Annotated in this window: 15 protein-coding genes; 11 read left to right on the forward strand and 4 right to left on the reverse strand. The window is 69.9% G+C overall.

Translation table 11 applies throughout. The annotated features are described in order from the left end of the window. Window positions 1–107: 107 nt before the first annotated feature. From Acor_RS08745 to Acor_RS08785, 9 genes are all read left to right on the forward strand, one after another. Entirely contained in the window at window positions 108–1,340 is a 1,233-nt protein-coding gene (locus Acor_RS08745) for an extracellular solute-binding protein (RefSeq protein WP_155336061.1), read from the forward strand. Beyond that, the gene (locus Acor_RS08750) at window positions 1,337–2,215 is read left to right on the forward strand and encodes a carbohydrate ABC transporter permease (protein WP_155336062.1); all 879 of its coding nucleotides are present in this window, start codon (window positions 1,337–1,339) and stop codon (window positions 2,213–2,215) included. The genes Acor_RS08745 and Acor_RS08750 overlap by 4 nt, the downstream gene beginning before the upstream one ends. Beyond that, entirely contained in the window at window positions 2,202–3,014 is an 813-nt protein-coding gene (locus Acor_RS08755; protein ID WP_155336063.1) for a carbohydrate ABC transporter permease, read from the forward strand. The genes Acor_RS08750 and Acor_RS08755 overlap by 14 nt, the downstream gene beginning before the upstream one ends. A gap of 32 nt (window positions 3,015–3,046) precedes the next feature. After that, window positions 3,047–4,477, forward strand: a complete 1,431-nt coding sequence (locus tag Acor_RS08760; RefSeq protein ID WP_155336064.1) for a glycoside hydrolase family 5 protein — start codon at window positions 3,047–3,049, stop codon at window positions 4,475–4,477. An 11-nt stretch (window positions 4,478–4,488) separates the two neighbouring features. Next, complete coding sequence (locus Acor_RS08765) at window positions 4,489–5,733, forward strand: ROK family protein (RefSeq protein ID WP_155336065.1); 1,245 nt, start codon at window positions 4,489–4,491, stop codon at window positions 5,731–5,733. Continuing rightward, complete coding sequence (locus Acor_RS08770; RefSeq protein ID WP_155336066.1) at window positions 5,730–8,615, forward strand: helix-turn-helix transcriptional regulator; 2,886 nt, start codon at window positions 5,730–5,732, stop codon at window positions 8,613–8,615. Before Acor_RS08765 ends, Acor_RS08770 begins: the two co-directional genes overlap by 4 nt. 111 nt (window positions 8,616–8,726) lie before the next feature. Further along, on the forward strand, window positions 8,727–9,449 hold the full coding sequence (locus tag Acor_RS08775; protein WP_155336067.1) for an alpha/beta fold hydrolase: 723 nt from the start codon (window positions 8,727–8,729) through the stop codon (window positions 9,447–9,449). An 82-nt stretch (window positions 9,450–9,531) separates the two neighbouring features. Beyond that, on the forward strand, window positions 9,532–10,641 hold the full coding sequence (locus Acor_RS08780) for an aminotransferase-like domain-containing protein (protein ID WP_155336068.1): 1,110 nt from the start codon (window positions 9,532–9,534) through the stop codon (window positions 10,639–10,641). 336 nt (window positions 10,642–10,977) lie between these two features. After that, window positions 10,978–11,562, forward strand: a complete 585-nt coding sequence (locus tag Acor_RS08785) for an RNA 2'-phosphotransferase (RefSeq protein WP_246238511.1) — start codon at window positions 10,978–10,980, stop codon at window positions 11,560–11,562. A gap of 224 nt (window positions 11,563–11,786) precedes the next feature. Here the strand turns inward: Acor_RS08785 and fxsT are convergent, their stop codons facing one another. The 3 genes from fxsT to Acor_RS08795 all read right to left on the reverse strand — a co-directional run bounded on the left by fxsT (window position 11,787) and on the right by Acor_RS08795 (window position 15,690). Beyond that, on the reverse strand, window positions 11,787–14,702 hold the full coding sequence (fxsT, locus tag Acor_RS08790) for an FxSxx-COOH system tetratricopeptide repeat protein (protein ID WP_170316854.1): 2,916 nt from the start codon (window positions 14,700–14,702) through the stop codon (window positions 11,787–11,789). Window positions 14,703–14,806: 104 nt separating this feature from the next. Further along, complete coding sequence (locus tag Acor_RS45380) at window positions 14,807–14,929, reverse strand: hypothetical protein (RefSeq protein ID WP_281353184.1); 123 nt, start codon at window positions 14,927–14,929, stop codon at window positions 14,807–14,809. A gap of 128 nt (window positions 14,930–15,057) precedes the next feature. After that, window positions 15,058–15,690, reverse strand: a complete 633-nt coding sequence (locus Acor_RS08795; protein ID WP_155336070.1) for an alpha-ketoglutarate-dependent dioxygenase AlkB — start codon at window positions 15,688–15,690, stop codon at window positions 15,058–15,060. A 126-nt stretch (window positions 15,691–15,816) separates the two neighbouring features. Here Acor_RS08795 and Acor_RS08800 point away from each other — a divergent pair, with 126 nt between their 5' ends. Then, window positions 15,817–16,590: a hypothetical protein gene (locus tag Acor_RS08800; protein WP_155336071.1), complete on the forward strand. Its 774-nt coding sequence runs from the start codon at window positions 15,817–15,819 to the stop codon at window positions 16,588–16,590. 39 nt (window positions 16,591–16,629) lie between these two features. On the opposite strand, the gene Acor_RS08805 is transcribed toward Acor_RS08800, so the two are convergent. Further along, window positions 16,630–17,154: a 2-thiouracil desulfurase family protein gene (locus Acor_RS08805; protein WP_155336072.1), complete on the reverse strand. Its 525-nt coding sequence runs from the start codon at window positions 17,152–17,154 to the stop codon at window positions 16,630–16,632. A 215-nt stretch (window positions 17,155–17,369) separates the two neighbouring features. Between Acor_RS08805 and Acor_RS08810 the strand changes: the two genes are divergently transcribed. Beyond that, window positions 17,370–17,741 carry a roadblock/LC7 domain-containing protein gene (locus Acor_RS08810; protein WP_155336073.1) on the forward strand — a complete coding sequence of 124 codons (372 nt, stop codon included), beginning with the start codon at window positions 17,370–17,372 and terminating at the stop codon, window positions 17,739–17,741. The last annotated feature ends 3 nt before the right edge of the window (window positions 17,742–17,744 follow it).

Below are 17,744 nucleotides of genomic sequence, written 5' to 3' on the forward strand. Positions count from 1 at the left end.
CGAAGCTGACACTTGCGATGGTCCGTCCTCGGAGATACTTTGTCTATGTCTTAGGCTAAGTCAATTCCAAACACTCTGGCGCCGCTGTCTGAGAGGGATCACCTCTGATGAGAAGACCTCGCCTGGCGCTCGCCGCGCCCATCGTCGCGGCGTGCTCACTCGTGCTCGCCGCCTGCTCCGGTTCGGTGTCCGCCGCCGGCGACACCGGCGCGCTGACCGTGTGGATCATGGGTGACAGCGCCGTCCCCTTCCAGCGACTCGTCCGGCCGTTCGCGGATCAGACCGGCATCAGGGTCGACCCCGTCGCCATCCCGTGGGACTCCATCGACCAGAAGTTCACCACCGCCGTGGCGTCGGGCGAAGGGCCCGACGTCCTCCAGATCGGCCTGTCGAAGCTGCGTACCTTCGCCGACTCCGGGGCCCTGCTCAAGCTGGACGACCAGACGTTGCGGGACCATCCCGGTCTCGCCGCGGCCGAGTTCCTCGACGGCATGGCCGGGCCCGGCGGCGACCAGGTGAGCGTTCCGTGGGTCGGCGACACCCGCGTGCTGTTCTACCGGACCGACATCCTGGCCGCGCAGGGCATCAGCAGGCCACCGGTGACCTGGGACGAGGTCCGCGCCGACGCCAGGATCCTGGCCGGCCGGGGCGAGGGCTCCTACGGCTACTACGTCCCGCAGTGGGACAGCGCGTTGCCGGTCATCATGACCTGGACCCAGGGCGGCGGCATCGTCGGTGACAGCGGCGAGGTCGACTTCGACACCCCCGAGTTCCATCGGGCCGTCGACATCTACGTCGGCCTGTACGCCGACGGGAGTGTGCCCACCAACGCCGATTTCGACCAGATTCAGGGCTTCGTCTCCGGCGCGACCCCGATGCTGGTCTCCGGCCCTTACCTGGCCGGCGCGGTCGCCTCGGCCGCCCCGCAGCTCAACGGCAAGTGGTCGGTCGCACCGATCCCCGGCGACGCCGCCCACACCTCCCTGCTGGCCGGCTCGAACCTCGGCGTGTGGGGTTCCAGCGACAACCGGGACGGCGCCCTGCGTCTCCTCGACTTCCTCGCCCAGCCGCAGACCCAGCTGCACTGGTTCGAGCTCGACGGCCAGCTGCCCGTGACGAAGGCCGCGCTCACCGATCCGAAACTCACCGCCGACCCGCTCGTCTCGGTGTACGTCAAGCAGCTGGGCGACGCCGTACCCCTGCCGCTGGTGCCCAACTGGGACGGCGAGACCGGAAAGGCGCTCCTGGACACCCTGAACTCCATCGTGCTGACCGGCGCGGACCGCGACACCGCCCTCCGCGGCCTGTACGCGGCGACTGACGGCACGGCCGTCAATTGAGACGGCATCTCGCCCCCTACGCCTTCATCGCTCCGGCGATGATCCTGCTGCTCGCCTTCGGAGTACTTCCGATTCTGATCGCCCTGCCCGTCAGCGCCACCGACATGAACCTCGCGGGCCTGGCCGACTGGTCCAGGATCGACTTCGTCGGCCTGGAGAACTACCGCGAGCTGTTCGCCGACCGCGCCTTCTGGCAGGCCCTCACCAACACCGGGATCTTCGCGCTGCTCGGCGTCCCCACCGTGATCGTCGTCTCGTTCGTGGTCGCGCTCCTGCTCCACCGCAGCGAGAACCGCTTCTTCCGCACGCTCAGGGCATTCTACTTCGCCCCGGCCGTCACCGCGATCGTGGCGGTCTCGCTCGTCTGGGGTTACCTGCTCAACACGCAGTTCGGCCTGGTCAACCACCTGCTGTCGACCGTGGGGCTGCCGCCGGCGCAGTGGCTGAGCGATCCCGTGCTGGTGAAGCTCTCGGTGGCGCTCGTCGCGGTCTGGCGTGGCACGGGATTGAACATCATCATCTTCCTGGCCGCGCTGAAGGGCATTCCCCGCGAGTATCTGGAGGCCGCGGAGCTCGACGGCGCCTCCGGGCTGCGCAAGATCGTGTCGATCGTCATCCCGCTGCTGCGGTTCGCGTTCTTCTTCGTCGCCGTCACCACGGTCATCGCCTGGCTGCAGTTCTTCGACGAGCCCTTCGTCCTCACCAAGGGCGGGCCGCTCGGCGAGTCGACGAGCGTGTCCCTCTTCCTCTACCAGGAGGGATTCTCCGCCAGCCGGTTCGGCTACGCCTCCGCCGGAACCCTCGTGCTGTTCCTGATCATCGCCGGAGTGACTCTCCTTCAACTGCGCGCGCGGAGGTCCGATGCGGATCGCTAGCCCCGCGATCGTCGGAGGCGTCCTGGGTGCCGGGGCCCTGCTGACGGCGTTCCCGTTCCTTTGGATGATCTTCGGCTCGGTGAAGCCGCGGTCCGAGTCGGTGGAGTACCCGCCCCGGTTACTGCCACAAGCGCCCACCCTGGAGAACTTCACGCAGCTGTTCGGGCAGCTGGACTTCGGCCGCTACCTGGTCAACACGATCGCGGTCGTGCTGATCAGCATGGCCGGGGTGGTGTTCATGGCGATGGCCGGGTACGGCTTCGCGAAATTCCGCTTCCGGGGCCGGGGATTCCTGTTCTTCCTGGTGCTCGCCACGATGATGATCCCGGTGCAGGTGACGATGATCCCCACCTATCTCCTTCTCAACGGCCTGAAGCTGACCAACACCCTGGTCGGCATCGCGATCCCGGGGCTGGTGTCCGGATTCGGGGTTTTCCTGCTCCGGCAGTTCATGTCCGCCGTACCCACCGAGATGGTCGAGGCGGCCCGGATCGACGGGGCCGGTGAGGCGCGCATCTTCTGGAGCGTCGTGCTGCCGCTGGCCAGGCCCATCCTGGCCGTCCAGATCGTGCTGACCTTCATCGGCGCCTGGAACAGCTTCCTCTGGCCGCTGATCATCGCCGGCGACGACCGGCTCTACACCCTGTCGGTCGCGGTGTCGCTGCTGAACCGGCAGATCGCGACCAGCCCGTCGCTCCAGATGGCCGGGTCGACCCTCATGGTGGTGCCGGTCCTGATCGTCTTCGTCGTGTTCCAGCGTCACATCGTGCGCGGATTCACCCTGTCCGGCCTCAAGTAAGAAAGCCTCAAGTTAGAAAGCAAGGTAAGTCCATGGTTGATCGTTTCGCCGGTTTCGTCCATGCCAGCGGCTCCCGGCTGATCGACGGCTCGGGTGCCCCGCTGCTGCTGCGCGGCATCGGCCTCGGGAACTGGCTGCTCGCCGAGGGCTACATGTGGAAGTTCGGTGACGAGATGAACTCGGCCCGTCAGATCGAGCGGCGGGTGGAATCCCTCGTCGGGCCCGGCCGGGCCGCCGAGTTCTGGGCCAGGTTCCGCGGCAGCTACGTGACGGAGGAGGACATCGCCGAGATCGCCCGGCTGGGGTTCGACCATGTCAGGCTGCCGCTCAACTCCCGCGGCCTGGTCAGCGAGGACGGGGTCTTCCTGGACGGCTTCGCGCACATCGACGACCTGCTGCGCTGGTGCGAGACCCACAACCTGTGGGTGCTGCTCGACCTGCACGGAGCGCCGGGCGGGCAGACGGGCACCAACATCGACGACTCCCCGAACGGCAAGCCGGAACTGTTCATGGACGACCGCAACCGGGAGTTGACGATCCACCTGTGGGAGGAGATCGCCCGGCGGTACCGGGACAGCACCGTGGTGCTCGGGTACGACCTGCTGAACGAGCCGCTGCCGAACGAGTGGCAGCACGTCTACCCAACGGAGCTTGTCGCCCTCTACCGTGACCTGACCGCCGCGATCCGCGCGATCGACCCGTCCCACCTGATCGTCTACGAGGGCTCGCACTGGGCGACGAACTGGTCCATCTTCACCGACGTCCTCGACGCCAACTCCGCGTTGCAGTTCCACCGATACTGGTGTCCGCCCGACCGGTCCAGCATCCAGGAGTACCTGGACGCCCGGGACCGCCTTGGCCTGCCCATCTACATGGGGGAAGGCGGGGAGAACACCCCGGAGTGGATCTACACCGCGCACCGGCTGTACGAGCAGCACGGGATCGGCTGGAACTTCTGGCCGTGGAAGAAACTCGACACCCTCACCTCTCCCTTCTCGGCGGACCTTCCCGACGGGTGGGCGCTGATCGCCGATCCGCAGGCGGCGGTGGAGCCCGGCCTGGCCTGGGCCATTCTGGAGGACTTCCTCGACTCCGTCGCGGTGCGGGCCTGCCGGGAGCGTCCGGAGATCGTCAACGCCATGTTCGGCCGGGCGCCGCTGCGGATCCCCGGGTGGGGATTCATCGACGAGTCGCCGACCTTCCGCGACCGTTTCGCCAGGTACGACCATGATGGAGTGTGGGACCGCGCCTCGGGCCGGCCGTACGCGGACGCGGAAATGATGCCCGTGACCGTACACGCCGGGGAGGAACTGCACTTTCCGCTCGAAAGCCATCCGTTCGGCTGGCAGGCCGACTCCGACGAGCCGGACGCGTTCGAGATCTCCTGGCGGGAGGGCCGGCTGGTCGCCCACGCGACCAGGACCGCGCGGCTGCGGGCCCTCAACGTGACCATCGGCAACTGAGGCGAGGAACCATGAGTGTCGAACCCGGAGGCGGCCGGCCCGTTCTCACCCTGCCCGAAGTGTCCACCGTCACCACGCTCCGGCAGCGGAACCGGGCGCTGGTCCTCAAGCAGGTGATACTCGCGCAGGAGACGACCAGGGCCGCCATCGCGCGGGAGAGCGGCCTGTCCACGGCCTCGGCGGGCAACCTCGTCGCCGAACTGATCGCCGCGGGCCTGGTCGAGGAACGCGGCTCGGTGTCCTCGCGCGGCGGCCGGCCCATCACGCTGATCGGCCCCCGGGCCGAGAGCGCGATCACGATAGGCGCCGACATCGGCGAACGCGGCGTCGCGGTGGAGATGTTCGACCTGGCGATGAACCGGATCGACCGCGAGTTCCGCGGCGGCGCCGAGGAGGAGCGGCCCGAGCGGATCGGCGCAGGGCTGCACGAGGCGCTGATGGCGCTGCACGACCGCAACGCCGACCGGTGGCCGACCCTGCTCGGCATCGGTCTCGGCCTGCCGGGCCTGGTCGAGACCAGCCGGGACGGCTGGCAGATGCTGTACGCCCAGAGCCTCGGCTGGCCGCCCATCCCGGTCCGTACCCTGTGCGACGCCGGCAGCATCCCCGTCCTCGCAGAGAACGGCGCGAAGATGCAGGCCAGGGCCGAACTGTGGTTCGGCGGCGCCCGCGGCGCGGACCACGCCCTGGTCGCGCTGCTCGGCCGCGGCGTCGGGCTCGGCGTCATCACCGGCGGGCAGGTCGCGTACGGCGCCCACTCCAGCGCGGGGGAGTGGGGCCACATGGTGATCGAGCGCGGCGGCCGGCTGTGCCGGTGCGGCAACCGGGGCTGCGTCGAGGCCACCATCGGCTCCGACGCGATCCTCGCGGCCTGGCGGGACACCGGAGCGGTCTTCGAGGGCACCGGCTGGCGGGCCGTCGGCGAGCTCATCGCCGCCGCGCACCGGGGCGACCCGGCCGCGAGCGCGATCATCGAGGACGTCATCGACTGCCTGGGGGCCGCGCTGGGCGGCATGGTCAACCTGACCGGCCCGGAACGGATCGTCATCGGCGGCTGGGTCGGCCTGCGGCTGATGGAGTCACTCGGCGACCGCATCACCGCCGCGATCAAGAAGCACAGCCTGTCCAGACCGGGCGGCCAGTTCCAGCTGCTGGTGGCCAAGTTCGGCGGCGACGCCGTGGCCACCGGTTCGGCGCTGCTGCCCCTCGAAGCGCTCATCGCCGCCGATCCCATGTCCGAAAGGGAACCGCTATGACCCTCTTACGTGAGGCGAACCTCTCCCAGGGACGATGGCTCCACGTTCCGCGTCGCCGGGCCGCCCCTCTGCTGGATCACCGCCATGCCGAGCGCGACAGGCTCGACCGGCTGATGGCGGCGGTCCGTGCCGGCCAGAGCCAGTGCCTGGTGCTGCGCGGCGAGCCGGGCGTGGGCAAGTCGGCCCTGCTGGAGTACCTGGTCGAGCAGGCCGCCGGATGCCGGGTGGCGCGGGCCGCGGGCGTGCGGTCCGAGATGGGGCTCCCGTACGCGGCGGTGCATCAGCTCTGCGCGCCGATGCTGGAGCGGCTGGACCGGCTGCCGGAACCGCAGCATGACGCGCTGCGCGCCGCGTTCGGCCTGCGGGCGGGGCCGCCGCCGGACCGGTTCCTGGTCGGGCTGGCCGTGTTGACCCTGCTCGCGGAGGTGGCCGACGACCGGCCGCTGGTGTGCGTGATCGAGGACGCGCAGTGGCTGGACAGCACGTCGGCGCAGGTGCTCGCGTTCGTCACGCGGCGGCTTTCCACCGAGTCGGTGGCGTGTGTGTTCGCGGCCCGCAGCGATGCCACGCACGACCTGTCCGGTTTGCCGGAGCTGGTGGTCGGCGGACTGCGGGACGAGGACGCGCGGGCGCTGCTGCGCTCGGTGGTCCCGGGTCCGCTGGATCGGCAGGTGCGGGACCGGATCGTCGCCGAGGCGCACGGCAATCCGCTGGCGCTGCTGGAGTTCGCGGACGGGATGACCCCGGCCGCGCTCGCCGGCGGGTTCGGCCTGCCGGCCGCTCAGCCGCCGCCCGGGGGGACCGAGGACAGTTTCCGGCGGCGGTTGGAGTCGTTGCCGCCGGACGCGCGATGGCTGTTGCTGGTGGCGGCAGCCGAGCCGCTCGGGGATCCGGTTCTGGTGTGGCGGGCGGCGGCGGGGCTCGGGGTCGGCGCGGCGGCTCCGGCGGCGGCAGGCGAGCTGTGTGAGTTCGGGGCTCGGGTGCGGTTCTGTCATCCGCTCGCGCGTTCGGCGGCGTACCTGGCCGCCGTACCGGAGGAGCGCAGGCGCGCGCACCACGCGCTGGCGGAGGCCACCGACGCGGCCGATCCGGATCGGCGTGCCTGGCATCGGGCGCACGCGACGGCCGGGGCGGACGAGGAGGTCGCCGCCGAGCTGGAACGCTCGGCTGGGCGTGCGCTGGCACGCGGCGGCCTGGCGGCGGTGGCCGCGATCCTTCAGCGGGCGACCGAGCTGACCCCGGAGCCGGGCCGCCGCGCGGGACGTGCGCTGGCGGCGGCCAGGGCCAAGAAGGAGGCCGGCGCGCCGGAAGCGGCGTCGGGGCTTCTCGGAGTGGCGCTGGCGGGGCCGCTCGACGAGCGGCAGCGAGCCTATGCGGCGCTGCTGCACGCTGAGATCGCGTTCACCGCCAATCGCGGGAACGCCGCTCCGCCGCTACTGCTCGACGCCGCCAGGCAGCTCCGGGCGCTGGATCCGGACCTGTCCCGTGACACCTACCTGGAGGCGATGTCGGCCGCGATGTTCGCCGGCCGCCTGGCGGTCGGCGGCGGTGGCCTGAGCGACATCGCCGCCTGCGCGGCCCGTGCGGTTGGCCTGCGTGACGCGGCCGTCCGCGCGCGTGCCGTTGGCCTGCGTGACGTCGCCGTCCGCGCGGCACTGGAGCCTGGTCGTGCGGTTGGCCTGCGCGATGCCGCCGTCCGCGCGACCCAGGATCTCCTGCTTGACGGACTGGTGTCGCTTTTCACCGCTGACCCGGGCGCGGCGGCACCGGTGCTGCGCCGTGCCGTGGCGGCCTTTCTCGGCCATGGGGCCGAACTCCGGCAATTCTGGCTGGTGTCCAACGCCGCTGTGGCGCTGTGGGACGGCGATGCCTGGCGCACGCTGGCCGACCGTCATGTCGCACTCGCGCGGGACACCGGCGCGCTCGCCGAGATGCCGCTGGCGCTCAGTTCGCGGGTCATGGTGCACCTGTTCGAGGGCGAGCTGGCCGAGGCGGCGTCGCTGAGCGCGGAGGTTCAGGCGATCACCACGGCGACCGGGCTGCGGATCATCAACCATGGCGCTCTGGCGCTCGCCGCGTGGCGCGGTCGCGAAGCCGAGGCCGAAGAGTTGATGCGGATCAGTTCCAGCGAGGCGGCATCCCGTGGGGAGGGGGCCGGGATGACCGTCACCGACTGGGCGAGAGCCGTGCTCTACAACGGTCTGGGCCGGTATGACCAGGCCCGCGCCGCGGCCCAGCGCGCCAGCGCGGACCCGCCCACGCCGGGTGCCGCGGCGCAGTGGGCGCCAGCCGAACTGGTCGAGGCAGCCACCCGCAGCGGCGACCGCGCGCTGGCCCTGCGGGCCGCGAGGCAGCTCGCGGAAACCGCTCGGGTCAGCCCGACCGAATGGGCCCTCGGGATCGAGGCCCGTACGCGCGCGCTGGTCAGCGAACCGGCCACGGCCGAGAACCTCTACCGGGAGGCGATCGACCGGCTCGGCCGCACCCGGCTACGCCCCGACCTGGCCCGGGCGCATCTCCTCTACGGCGAATGGCTCCGCCGGGAACGGCGCAGGATCGAGGCGCGCCAGCAGCTCCGTACCGCGCACCGGCTGTTCACCACGATCGGGATGGCGGCCTTCGCCGAACGGGCGGCACGGGAACTGCGGGCCACCGGCGAGACCGCCCAGCGGCGCAACGTCCCGACCGGCGGCGACCTCACCCCCCGGGAAGGGCAGATCGCCCAGCTCGCCACCAAGGGCCTCACCAACTCGGAGATCGGCAGCCGGCTCTTCGTGAGCCCGCGTACCGTCGAGTACCACCTGCGCAAGATCTTCGCCAAGCTGGACATCACCTCGCGCAGCCAGCTCCACCGCGTCCTGGCCGACGACCGGGCAAGCTGAAGTCCAGGCATCGCCGCTAGGCACCCACGGATACGAGCGACGACCCCGTACGGCGACCATCGGAGAACGGCCATCCGCCAGGATGCGCCGCTCGACCGAAGGAGCAAGCACATGAGCGTCACCATGACGGCCGAGGGCAGACCCACGATCGTGCTCGTGCACGGCGCGTTCGCCGAGTCGTCCAGCTGGAACGGCGTCATCGCGGCCCTGCTCGCCGACGGCTACCCGGTGCTCGCGCTCGCGAACCCGCTGCGCGGTGTGGCCGGCGACGCCGACTACCTCCGCAGCGTCCTCACCGACATCGAGGGCGACGTGGTCCTCGTCGGCCACTCGTACGGCGGCATGGTGATCACCAACGGCGGAACCGGAAACCCCAACGTCAAGGCCCTCGTCTACATCGGCGGCTTCGCCCCCGACGCGGGCGAGAGCGCCGCCGACCTCGCCGGCCGCTACGAGGGCGGGACACTCGGCGAGACCCTCGCCGCGGTCAAACTGCCCGACGGCGGCACCGACCTCTACATCCGGCAGGACCGCTACCACGCGCAGTTCGCGGGCGACTCCCCGCCCGGCGAAGCCGCGATCATGGCCGCGACGCAGCGCCCGATCACGGAGTCGGCGCTCACCGAGCCGTCGGGCGAGCCCGCCTGGAAGTCGATCCCGTCCTGGTTCCTGTTCGGCGGCGAGGACAAGAACATCCCCGCGGCCGCCCACCGCTTCATGGCGGAACGCGCCGGCTCCCGGCGCACCGTGGAACTGGCCGGCGGGTCGCACACGGTCGCCATCCCGGAGCCGGCCGCCGCCGTGGACCTCATCCGCGAGGCCGCCCACGGGTAGCGCGCCTGTATCGGGCCTGTATCCCGGCTGAACACCCGCTCCCTACGATCCGAAGCAATCACGTCCGGTGAAGGGAGTGGTCATGAAAGAGCTGGTACGACGGATCGCCGACAGGATGGTCGACAAGGTGGTCCCGCACGTCGAGGCCCAGGCCTGCGGTTGGGAGGGCTACTGCAAGTGCACCGGCGGCGCCATCTACCTGTACTACTGCGACCGTGCAGGCGGCCGAGAAGCAGGCGGCCGGGTGCAGGCGGCCGAGAAGCAGGCTGTCGGGAAGCAGGCGGCCGGGGTGCAGGCGGCCGGGGTGCAGGTGGCCGGGAAGCGAGTGGCCGGGAAGCGGGTGGTGATCGGCTTGGAGGATCCCGCGCCGCCGAGAATGCGGGCCGTGCTGGCCGCGCACGGGATCGTGGTCCCGCTGGCTGTGCACGAGGAGGGCGCGCGGCCCGAGCCGATCCCGGGCGATTGCGACATCGTGGTGCTGATGCCGGAGCGCAACGATCCGCTGGGGGTGCGGATGTCGTCCGAGCGGCGGCAGCGGATCGCCGACTGGGCGGCGCAGCGGGGGCGGTTAGTGGTCGAACCGGCCGCTGACGGGGTGTTCAACGTCGGCGGCAGCCCGCTGCCCAGCCTGATGGCGATCGGCGACGCCGGCTCGACCGTGATGATCGGCACCTTCACCGAGGTGCTCACCCCGGCGGCGCAGCTCGCCTACCTGGTCGTCCCCCGCCGCCTGGCCGAGGTGCTGGCCGACCGGGTGTCCAGCGGGCGCGAACAGCCGTCGGCCGTCTGCCAGCGGGCCATCGCCGAACTGCTCAGCTCAGGTTCCGTGGCCCGGCGGCTGGCCCGGCTGCCCAGCCTCTACCAGCCCAAACGCCTCCTGGTCCGGGCCGCGCTCGGCGGCTTCGCCGAAGTCGGCCTGGTCGGCACGGATTCAGGCTCGTCAGCGACACTGCTGCTCCCCGCCGACGTCCGGGCCGCGGAAATCGTCCGCAGCCTCCGCCACGCCGAACTGATCGCCACCGACCTGACCGCCTACTGCCACCCGAACGGCCACCACCGCAACGGCGTCGTCCTCGGGTACGGCCACCTGGACGACATGACACTACGCCGCGCGACCCGCCTCATCACCCACACCCTCAACGACCACGGCCTGGCCCGCCGCAACTTACGCTACCGAAGAACCGTCGCCTGACTGGACTCTCCTACCCATTTGTGCGCGCGCCCGCAGCGCCGGTGGTTGCGGGGCTATCGGGGGAGCGTCGTCTGGTTGGAATCTGCTGCGCATTTGTGCGCGTGTCCGCAGCGCCGGTGGTTGCGGGGCTATCGGGGGAGCGTCGTCTGGTTGGAATCTGCTGCGCATTTGTGCGCGTGTCCGCAGCGCCAGTGGTTGCGGGGCTACCGGAGGATTGTCGCCTGGTTGGAATCTCCTGCGGCATTCCGCCACACGTCACCCGGGTGGCTGGTCGGAATTGTGGAGGGCGTTGTCGAAACCCGATGGCGTTTGGGGGGTGGATTCGGCCACGATTCGGTGGGTGATGTCGCCGGGATGGGAATGGATGTGACGTTGGTGACTGACGAGCGGCGGTTGGTGAAGGTATCCAAATACCTGTCCAAGCACCTGCGGCATCAGCCTGAGCGGATCGGGATCACGCTGGACGCCAATGGGTGGGTGGGGGTGCCGGAGTTGCTGGCGGCGGCCGGGGCGCACGGTTTTCCGATCTCGGAGGGTGAGTTGGCCGATGCGGTGGCGGGGAATGACAAGCAGCGGTTCGTGATCGAGGGCGATCGGATTCGCGCGAATCAGGGACATACGGTGGAAGTCGATCTCGGCTTGCCGGAGGTTGAGCCGCCCGCGTTTCTGTTTCATGGGACGGTCGCGGCGAGTGTGCCGGGGATCCAGGTGGACGGGTTGCTGAAGATGCGCCGTCAACATGTGCATCTGTCGCCGGATCGGGAGACCGCGACCAAGGTCGGGGCGCGGCGGGGACGTCCGGTCGTGCTGTCCGTCGACGCGGGTGCCATGCACGAGGCCGGGCAGATCTTCTTCCGCAGCGTCAACGGGGTCTGGCTCACCGATCACGTGCCGCCGTCGTTCATCCGGTTTCCCGGCTGAGAATCGGCTGGAGATCGGCTGGGGGTCAGCGCACGCCTGGCCGGAATCGGCTGGGGGTCAGCGCACGCCTCGCACGTCTCGCGGGCATCGGCTGGGGGCAGCGGGAATCGGAGTGACGATCACGGCATCCTCGCCACCGTTCGGTGCGGACCATCGGCGCTCCTGGTCTGGATGCGTTTGCAGGTTTGGCAGCAGGGCGTCCGTGGCGGAATCTCAAGTGAAGATCAAATCTGCTCCTGCCGCGCCGCCGACAGGTTGGCCTGCACCATCTTCGTGGTGGGATGATCATGACCTAGGGTTCGCCGGCAGTCGATGAGGGCCTGTTCGTGCAGAGGAATGGCCCGGCCCGGATCCCCCGCCGCCTGGTAGGCAGACGCGAGGTTGATGCGGGCGGCCAGGGTGGAGGGGTCGTCACTGCCCAGCACCCGCCGGCAGTCGGTGAGGATCTGTTGGTACAGGGGGATGGCCCGGTCCAGGTCCCCCGCCTCCCGGTAGACCGAAGCGAGGTTGTTGCGGACGGTCAGGGTGCGGGGGTGGCCGCCGCCCAGCACCCGCTCGAAGTCGAGGAGGCTCTGCTCGAACAGGCGGATGGACCTGTCCAGGCCCCCCGCATGCTGGTAGGCGTAGGCAAGGTTGACGCGGGCGGTCAAGGTGGTGGGGTGGTCGCCGCCCAAGACGCGCTCGGAGCCGGCGAGGACCTGCTCGTGCAGGAGGGTGGCCCGGTCCAGGTCGCCCGCATTCAGGTAGGCGGAGGCGAGGTTGTTGCGGGCGGTGAGGGTGTGGGGGTGGTCGTCGCCCAGCACTCGCCGGCTGTCGGCGAGGACCTGCTCGTGCAGGAGGGTGGCCCGGTCCAGGTCGCCCGCATCCTGGTAGGCGGAGGCGAGGTTGTTGCGGGCGGTGAGGGTGTGGGGGTGGTCGTCGCCCAGCACCCGCCGGCAGTCGGTGAGGACCTGCTCGAACAGGAGGACGGCTCGGCTCGGATCCCCTGCGAGCTGGTAGGCGTAGGCGAGGTTGATGCGGGCGGTCAAGGTGGTGGGGTGGTCGCCGCCCAGGACGCGCTCGGAGTCGGTGAGGGCCTGCTCGTTCAGGGGGATGGCCCGGTCCAGGTCCCCCGCCTCACGGTAGGCGCCGGCGAGGTTGCTGCGGGCGGCCAGGGTGTCGGGGTGGTCGCTGCCCAGGACCTGTTCCCGGTCGGCCAGCGTCTGCTCGAACAGGGGGATGGCGCGGCCCAGGTCGCCTGCCACCTGGTAGGCGAGGGCGAGGTTGTTGCGCGAGACCAGGATGTCGGGGTGGTCGTCGCCCAGCACCCGTTCCCGATCGGCGAGCGTCTGCTGGTACAGGGGGATGGCCCGGCCCAGATCCCCCGCCATCTGGTACGCGCCGGCGAGGTTGTCACGCGAGACCAGGGTGTCGGGGTGGTCGCTGCCCAGCACCTGTTCCAAGCCGCTCAAGGCCCGTTCGAACAGGGGGATGGCCTGGCCTAGGTCCCCCGCCGCCCGGTAGGCGTGGGCGAGGTTGTTGCGGGCGGCCAGGGTGTCGGGGTGCTTGTCGCCCAGCACTCGCTCCGCGTCAGCCAGGCCTTGCCGGTGCAGGGGGATGGCCCGGCCCAGATCTCCAGCGGCCTGGTAGGCGCTGGCCAGGTTGTTGCGGACGGCCAGGGCGTCGTGGTGGTCGCGGCCAAGGATGCGCTCGTTCGCGGCGTCGGCCCGTTCGACGTAGCCGATCGCCCGGGTCAGGGAACCTTGCTCACGGAGGAACTGCCCCGCCTGATCGAGGAGATAACTGGTGGCGGTGGTGTCCAGGCTCGCGGGGGCGTGGTCGGTCAGGGCGGCGATGTGGTCCAGCAGGACCCGCCAAGCCGGCCATCCCGTCGGGTCGCCCGTCTCGGGTAAGGCGTCGATGAGCAGGTCGGTGGCCTCGTGGCGGGCGCTGGTGATGTCGTCGGGCCGGCGGTGGGGGTCGCCGGGATCGGGGGTGCGGGCGACAGCTTGGACCAGGCGGTGCACGGTGATGCCGTCCGGGTCCAGAGTGATCATGTTGTAGGCGGCCAGGCGTCCCAGCGCCTGCTGCAGGACAGGGCCGTCCGCCAGGTCGTCGAGCAGAGTGCGGGGGATCTGCTGAGGGGCATGCCAGGCCAGCACTCGCAGCAGGTGCCCGGCCAGCGGGGTGTCGGTGAGCCGATCCAGGGTGATGCGCCAGATGCGGGCGATGGTGCGTTCCGCGTCGCCGCCTTCGGCGGCCTGGTCGTACATGACCGCTGGATGCTCGGCCAGCAAGGCCAGGTAGGCGCGCGGGGTGAGCCGGGTCTGGTGCAGGTAGGCGGCGGCCTGCTCCACCGCCAGCGGCAGGTAGCCCAACTCGCGTACCAGGTCGGCGGCCCCGGCCCACACCCGCAGCTCCTCGGTCCCCGCCTCGGTCCCCGCCTCGGCCGTGGCGTTGCCGGTGCTGTTGTCGTCCTGCCTGTCGGCGGGGTTGGGTGGGTGGTGATGGCCGGCGATCTGGGCCAGGAGTTGGAGGGCTTCCTGTTCGGTCAGGACGTCCAGCCGCAGAACTTGCGCACCGAGCCGGTGCCAGCCCTGGCTCAGCCTGCTGGTCACCAGGACGCGTCCTGCCTGGGGCCGGGTGGTCAGGGTTCGTCCCAGCAGCGGCGCCACGTGAGCGGGGTCGGTGACGTTGTCGAGGATCAGGAGCCATTGTCGGTGGGCGGCCAGCCAGGCCAGCGCCCGCGTCGCCAGCACCTCGGGGGGAAGCATGGCCAGTTCGGGTTGCAGCTGCGTCATCAGAGCGGCCAGCCCGCTCTCGACCGCGGCCTCGGTGTCGGCGGTGATCCACCAGGTCGGGTTCCAGACCTGGGCGTGGGTAGCGGCGTAGCGGGCGGCCAGAGTGGATTTGCCCACCCCGCCCAGCCCGTGTACTGCGGCGACCACCACCTGACCGCCGGAGGCCAGCGCGGCGTGCAGGTCGCTCAGTTCCCCCTGGCGGCCGATGAACGGGTGGCCGTGGGCGGGCGGGTTCACTACACCGGGCGGGGCCTCGACGTCGCTCACCGGCCGCAGAGCCTGAACGGGCAGCTGCACGTTGGTCTGGGTGTTGATGGCGTGGTCGCCGGTGGAGATGATGCCAGAATTATCGCGGCCCACGATCACCGTGTGTGCTGCGCCAGTCTGCCTCCCCTGATCGGCGACAGCTGGGGGTGCGGCCGATGGGGGATGTCTGTCCCACCAGCGGTGCCACCATGGGTGCTTCATCGAGGCGGAATGCTGATCGCGCCGTCCCTGGTGAAGACGATCCTGGGATAGCGGCCCAGACCCGTGAGGGCGGCCAGGGTGAGGGCGTCGCCGCCCCATGCCGGTAGGCGATTGCTCATGGCGGTCATCATCGGACATCCCACGAGATCACGCAATGTGATGAATGGGTAACGCGTAGAAAGAGTCGATCACGCCCGGGGGTCGATCGCCGTTTGGCGTTGCACGCTTCGCGGGCATGGGCCGGAGGTCAGCGTACGCCTCGTGGGCGGAACTGGATGCTGATGCGCGGGCCCATCGCGCGGGTGGTTTTGGGGACGGCGTGTTCCCAGGTGCGCTGGCAGCTGCCGCCCATCACCAGCAGGTCGCCGTGGCCGAGGTCGTGGCGGAGTGTGGGGCCGCCTCCGCCGCGCGGGCGCAGGAGCAGGCTCCGGGGAGCGCCGATGGAGATGATCGCGACCATGGTGTCCTCGGTACGGCCCCGGCCGATGCGGTCGCCGTGCCAGGCGACGCTGTCGCGGCCGTCGCGGTAGAGGCACAGGCCCGCGGTCCGGAAGGGTTCGCCGAGTTCGGCGGCGTAGTGGGTGTTGAGCAGGGATTTCGCGGCGTCGAGCGCCGGGTCGGGCAGGGTGTCCTCTTCGGCGTAGAAGCTCAGGAGGCGGGGGACGTCGACCATGTGGTCGTACATCTGGCGGCGTTCTGCGTGCCAGGGCACGCTGTCGGCCAGCCGGTGGAACAGGGCGTCGGCACCGCCCATCCAGGCCGGGCGGATGTCGATCCAGGCGCCGTGGGCGAGCGGGGTTCTGTGAACGGTGGCACCCAGCGGACCTGGGCGGATGTCGTCGCCCCAGTCGAGCAGGGAGCCTTGGAACAGTGTCTCCATCCCTCGACTGTACAAACAGATGTTCGACTTCGTCATATCACGGTTGATTTATATAACCCGCCGGGAGTGGCGAAGCGGCGGGAACTCTGCGGGTGCGGGCGGTGTACAACACTCGGAGGTGCGCAGATGAGACGACTTTTCGTGATTCTTGGGTCCTTGGTGATCGTGGCCGCGATGGCGGCCCCCGCGTACGCGGGCAACTGGGCGGTCACCGAACTGGATCCGTTACCCGATCGCATCGAGGCAGACCAGGCGTACACGGTCGGCTACTGGATGCTCCAGCACGGCACCCACCCGTTCGGCGGCACGGAGAAGGAACTGGGCGAGACCGGCCTGCGCCTGACCGACGGAAAGGGCGCCGTCCTCAAGTTCATCGGCTCCCGCCTTCCTGAACCCGCCCACTACGCGGTAGCCGTCAAGATCCCCAAAGGCACCTGGCGAGTCCAGGGCATCCAGGGCGTCTTCATGGACCACGAGATCGGCACGCTCACCGTCCCCGGGACCTTGACTCTCGCCCCACCGCAGTTTGACCTGACCGGCGGCATGGAGGTCAAGGACTACTGGGGCGAGATCAAACCCCCCGGCTTCCCCTGGAAGGGCGATATATCCGGCCAAGTCCCGCCGACAACCCAGGCGGCAATCCCAGCACCGACCCAGCCGTCCACCCAGCCGACCACGCAACCGGCCCCCGCGGCGGCCACCCAACCGAATCCGGAATCCACCACGACAATCCCCGCCTACCTCCTGGCCGTGGTCGCCGTGGCCTCCATCGCCGGAACCCTCCTGCTCCAGCGAATCCGCCGCCGCCCCGAAGCATCAGACCACGAAGACCCATCAGAACAAGATCAAGCTCCCACGGAAGCCCGCGACGTCCTCACCATCGGCGGAACCAGGGACTGACCTCCCGGCGAGGCCATCAACGAAACGAAGCGCTGACTCTCACGGGTGAGTGTCTGCTCGATGCTCACCCGTGCCCTCCAGATGGGCCAGATGCGCCGCCGCCGCGCCGAGATCGTCTTCTCCGAAGACCTGGATGCCGTTGGCGGTGAGCAATGCCGCCGTCACGCCCTCTCCGGCCACGCTGCGCCCCTCGAAGCTTCCGTCGTAAATGCGAAATATGCCGCAAGACGGACTTCCTTCTTTGAGGATTGCCATCCGTACCCCAAAAGAACGAGCTGTGGTAAGTGCGGCATTTGCTCCTATGAGGAACATGTCGGTCACGTCGCCGCCGTCGGGGCGGAGTACCCGGGCTGTTCCGTTGAGGACAGCTTCGCCGCCCGCGCCGGCTTCGATCTCGGCGGGTGGGCGTGGCACCGGAAGTCCGCCCGCGACTTCCGGACAGAACGAAACCAGCCTTCCCTCCGACCGCCACGCCGTCAGCAGGGCGTCGTCGCTGGTCTTGGCCCTGCCGTCGTAGCGCACCCGCCTCCCCAGCAGGCACGCGCTGACCAGTATCCGATCCATCGTCCCATTCTCGCAGCCTCCCCAACGAGATGAGCAACCCTCACAAAATTCCGTTGAATATGCGATTAGTACCAACCAGGAGGGCAATCCTTACTCATGATGATTAATCCTTCCGTCCGGCCCCAACCGCCTCATAGATTCCCGTAGTTGATATTCCGTGCTTTCTCTACTCTTGGCCAGGTTGTTCTGGTGGGCGACCGGCTAGGGAGTAACGAGTGATCGGAATCGAGGACTGCCTCTTCGAGGCGATGTCCATCCCTGGGGCGCTCGGCGCGATCCTCGTGGACCACGCCACCGGGACGGCGGTCGCGACCCGCGGGCTCCCCGACCCGGAGCGCTCGGCGGGCGGGCTGAGCGAGGCCTTCCGCGCCACCCAGATCGGCCTGGCGCTGTCCTCCCCGGATGGAACGGTCCGGATCGATGACATGATCATCACCACCGACCAGGGCTACCAGCTGATCAAACCGATGGAGACGCCCTTCGACGGGCCGCTGCTGATCTGCGTGCGGCTCGATCTGAGCCGCGCCAACCTGGGTCTGGCCCGGCACCGCCTGCAGACCATCTCGCGCCAGCTGATCGCCTCGTGAACC

The organism is Acrocarpospora corrugata, assembly GCF_009687845.1.
GTDB classification, from domain to species: domain Bacteria; phylum Actinomycetota; class Actinomycetes; order Streptosporangiales; family Streptosporangiaceae; genus Acrocarpospora; species Acrocarpospora corrugata.

Bases quoted from the DNA above. Each gene is read 5' to 3' on its own strand.
- Acor_RS08745 (WP_155336061.1), top strand. From the start codon at position 108: ATGAGAAGACCTCGCCTGGCGCTCGCCGCGCCCATCGTCGCGGCGTGC.
- Acor_RS08755 (WP_155336063.1), top strand. From the start codon at position 2,202: ATGCGGATCGCTAGCCCCGCGATCGTCGGAGGCGTCCTGGGTGCCGGG.
- Acor_RS08760 (WP_155336064.1), top strand. From the start codon at position 3,047: ATGGTTGATCGTTTCGCCGGTTTCGTCCATGCCAGCGGCTCCCGGCTG.
- Acor_RS08765 (WP_155336065.1), top strand. From the start codon at position 4,489: ATGAGTGTCGAACCCGGAGGCGGCCGGCCCGTTCTCACCCTGCCCGAA.
- Acor_RS08770 (WP_155336066.1), top strand. From the start codon at position 5,730: ATGACCCTCTTACGTGAGGCGAACCTCTCCCAGGGACGATGGCTCCAC.
- Acor_RS08775 (WP_155336067.1), top strand. From the start codon at position 8,727: ATGAGCGTCACCATGACGGCCGAGGGCAGACCCACGATCGTGCTCGTG.
- Acor_RS08780 (WP_155336068.1), top strand. From the start codon at position 9,532: ATGAAAGAGCTGGTACGACGGATCGCCGACAGGATGGTCGACAAGGTG.
- Acor_RS45380 (WP_281353184.1), bottom strand. From the start codon at position 14,929: ATGAGCAATCGCCTACCGGCATGGGGCGGCGACGCCCTCACCCTGGCC.
- Acor_RS08795 (WP_155336070.1), bottom strand. From the start codon at position 15,690: ATGGAGACACTGTTCCAAGGCTCCCTGCTCGACTGGGGCGACGACATC.
- Acor_RS08800 (WP_155336071.1), top strand. From the start codon at position 15,817: ATGAGACGACTTTTCGTGATTCTTGGGTCCTTGGTGATCGTGGCCGCG.
- Acor_RS08805 (WP_155336072.1), bottom strand. From the start codon at position 17,154: ATGGATCGGATACTGGTCAGCGCGTGCCTGCTGGGGAGGCGGGTGCGC.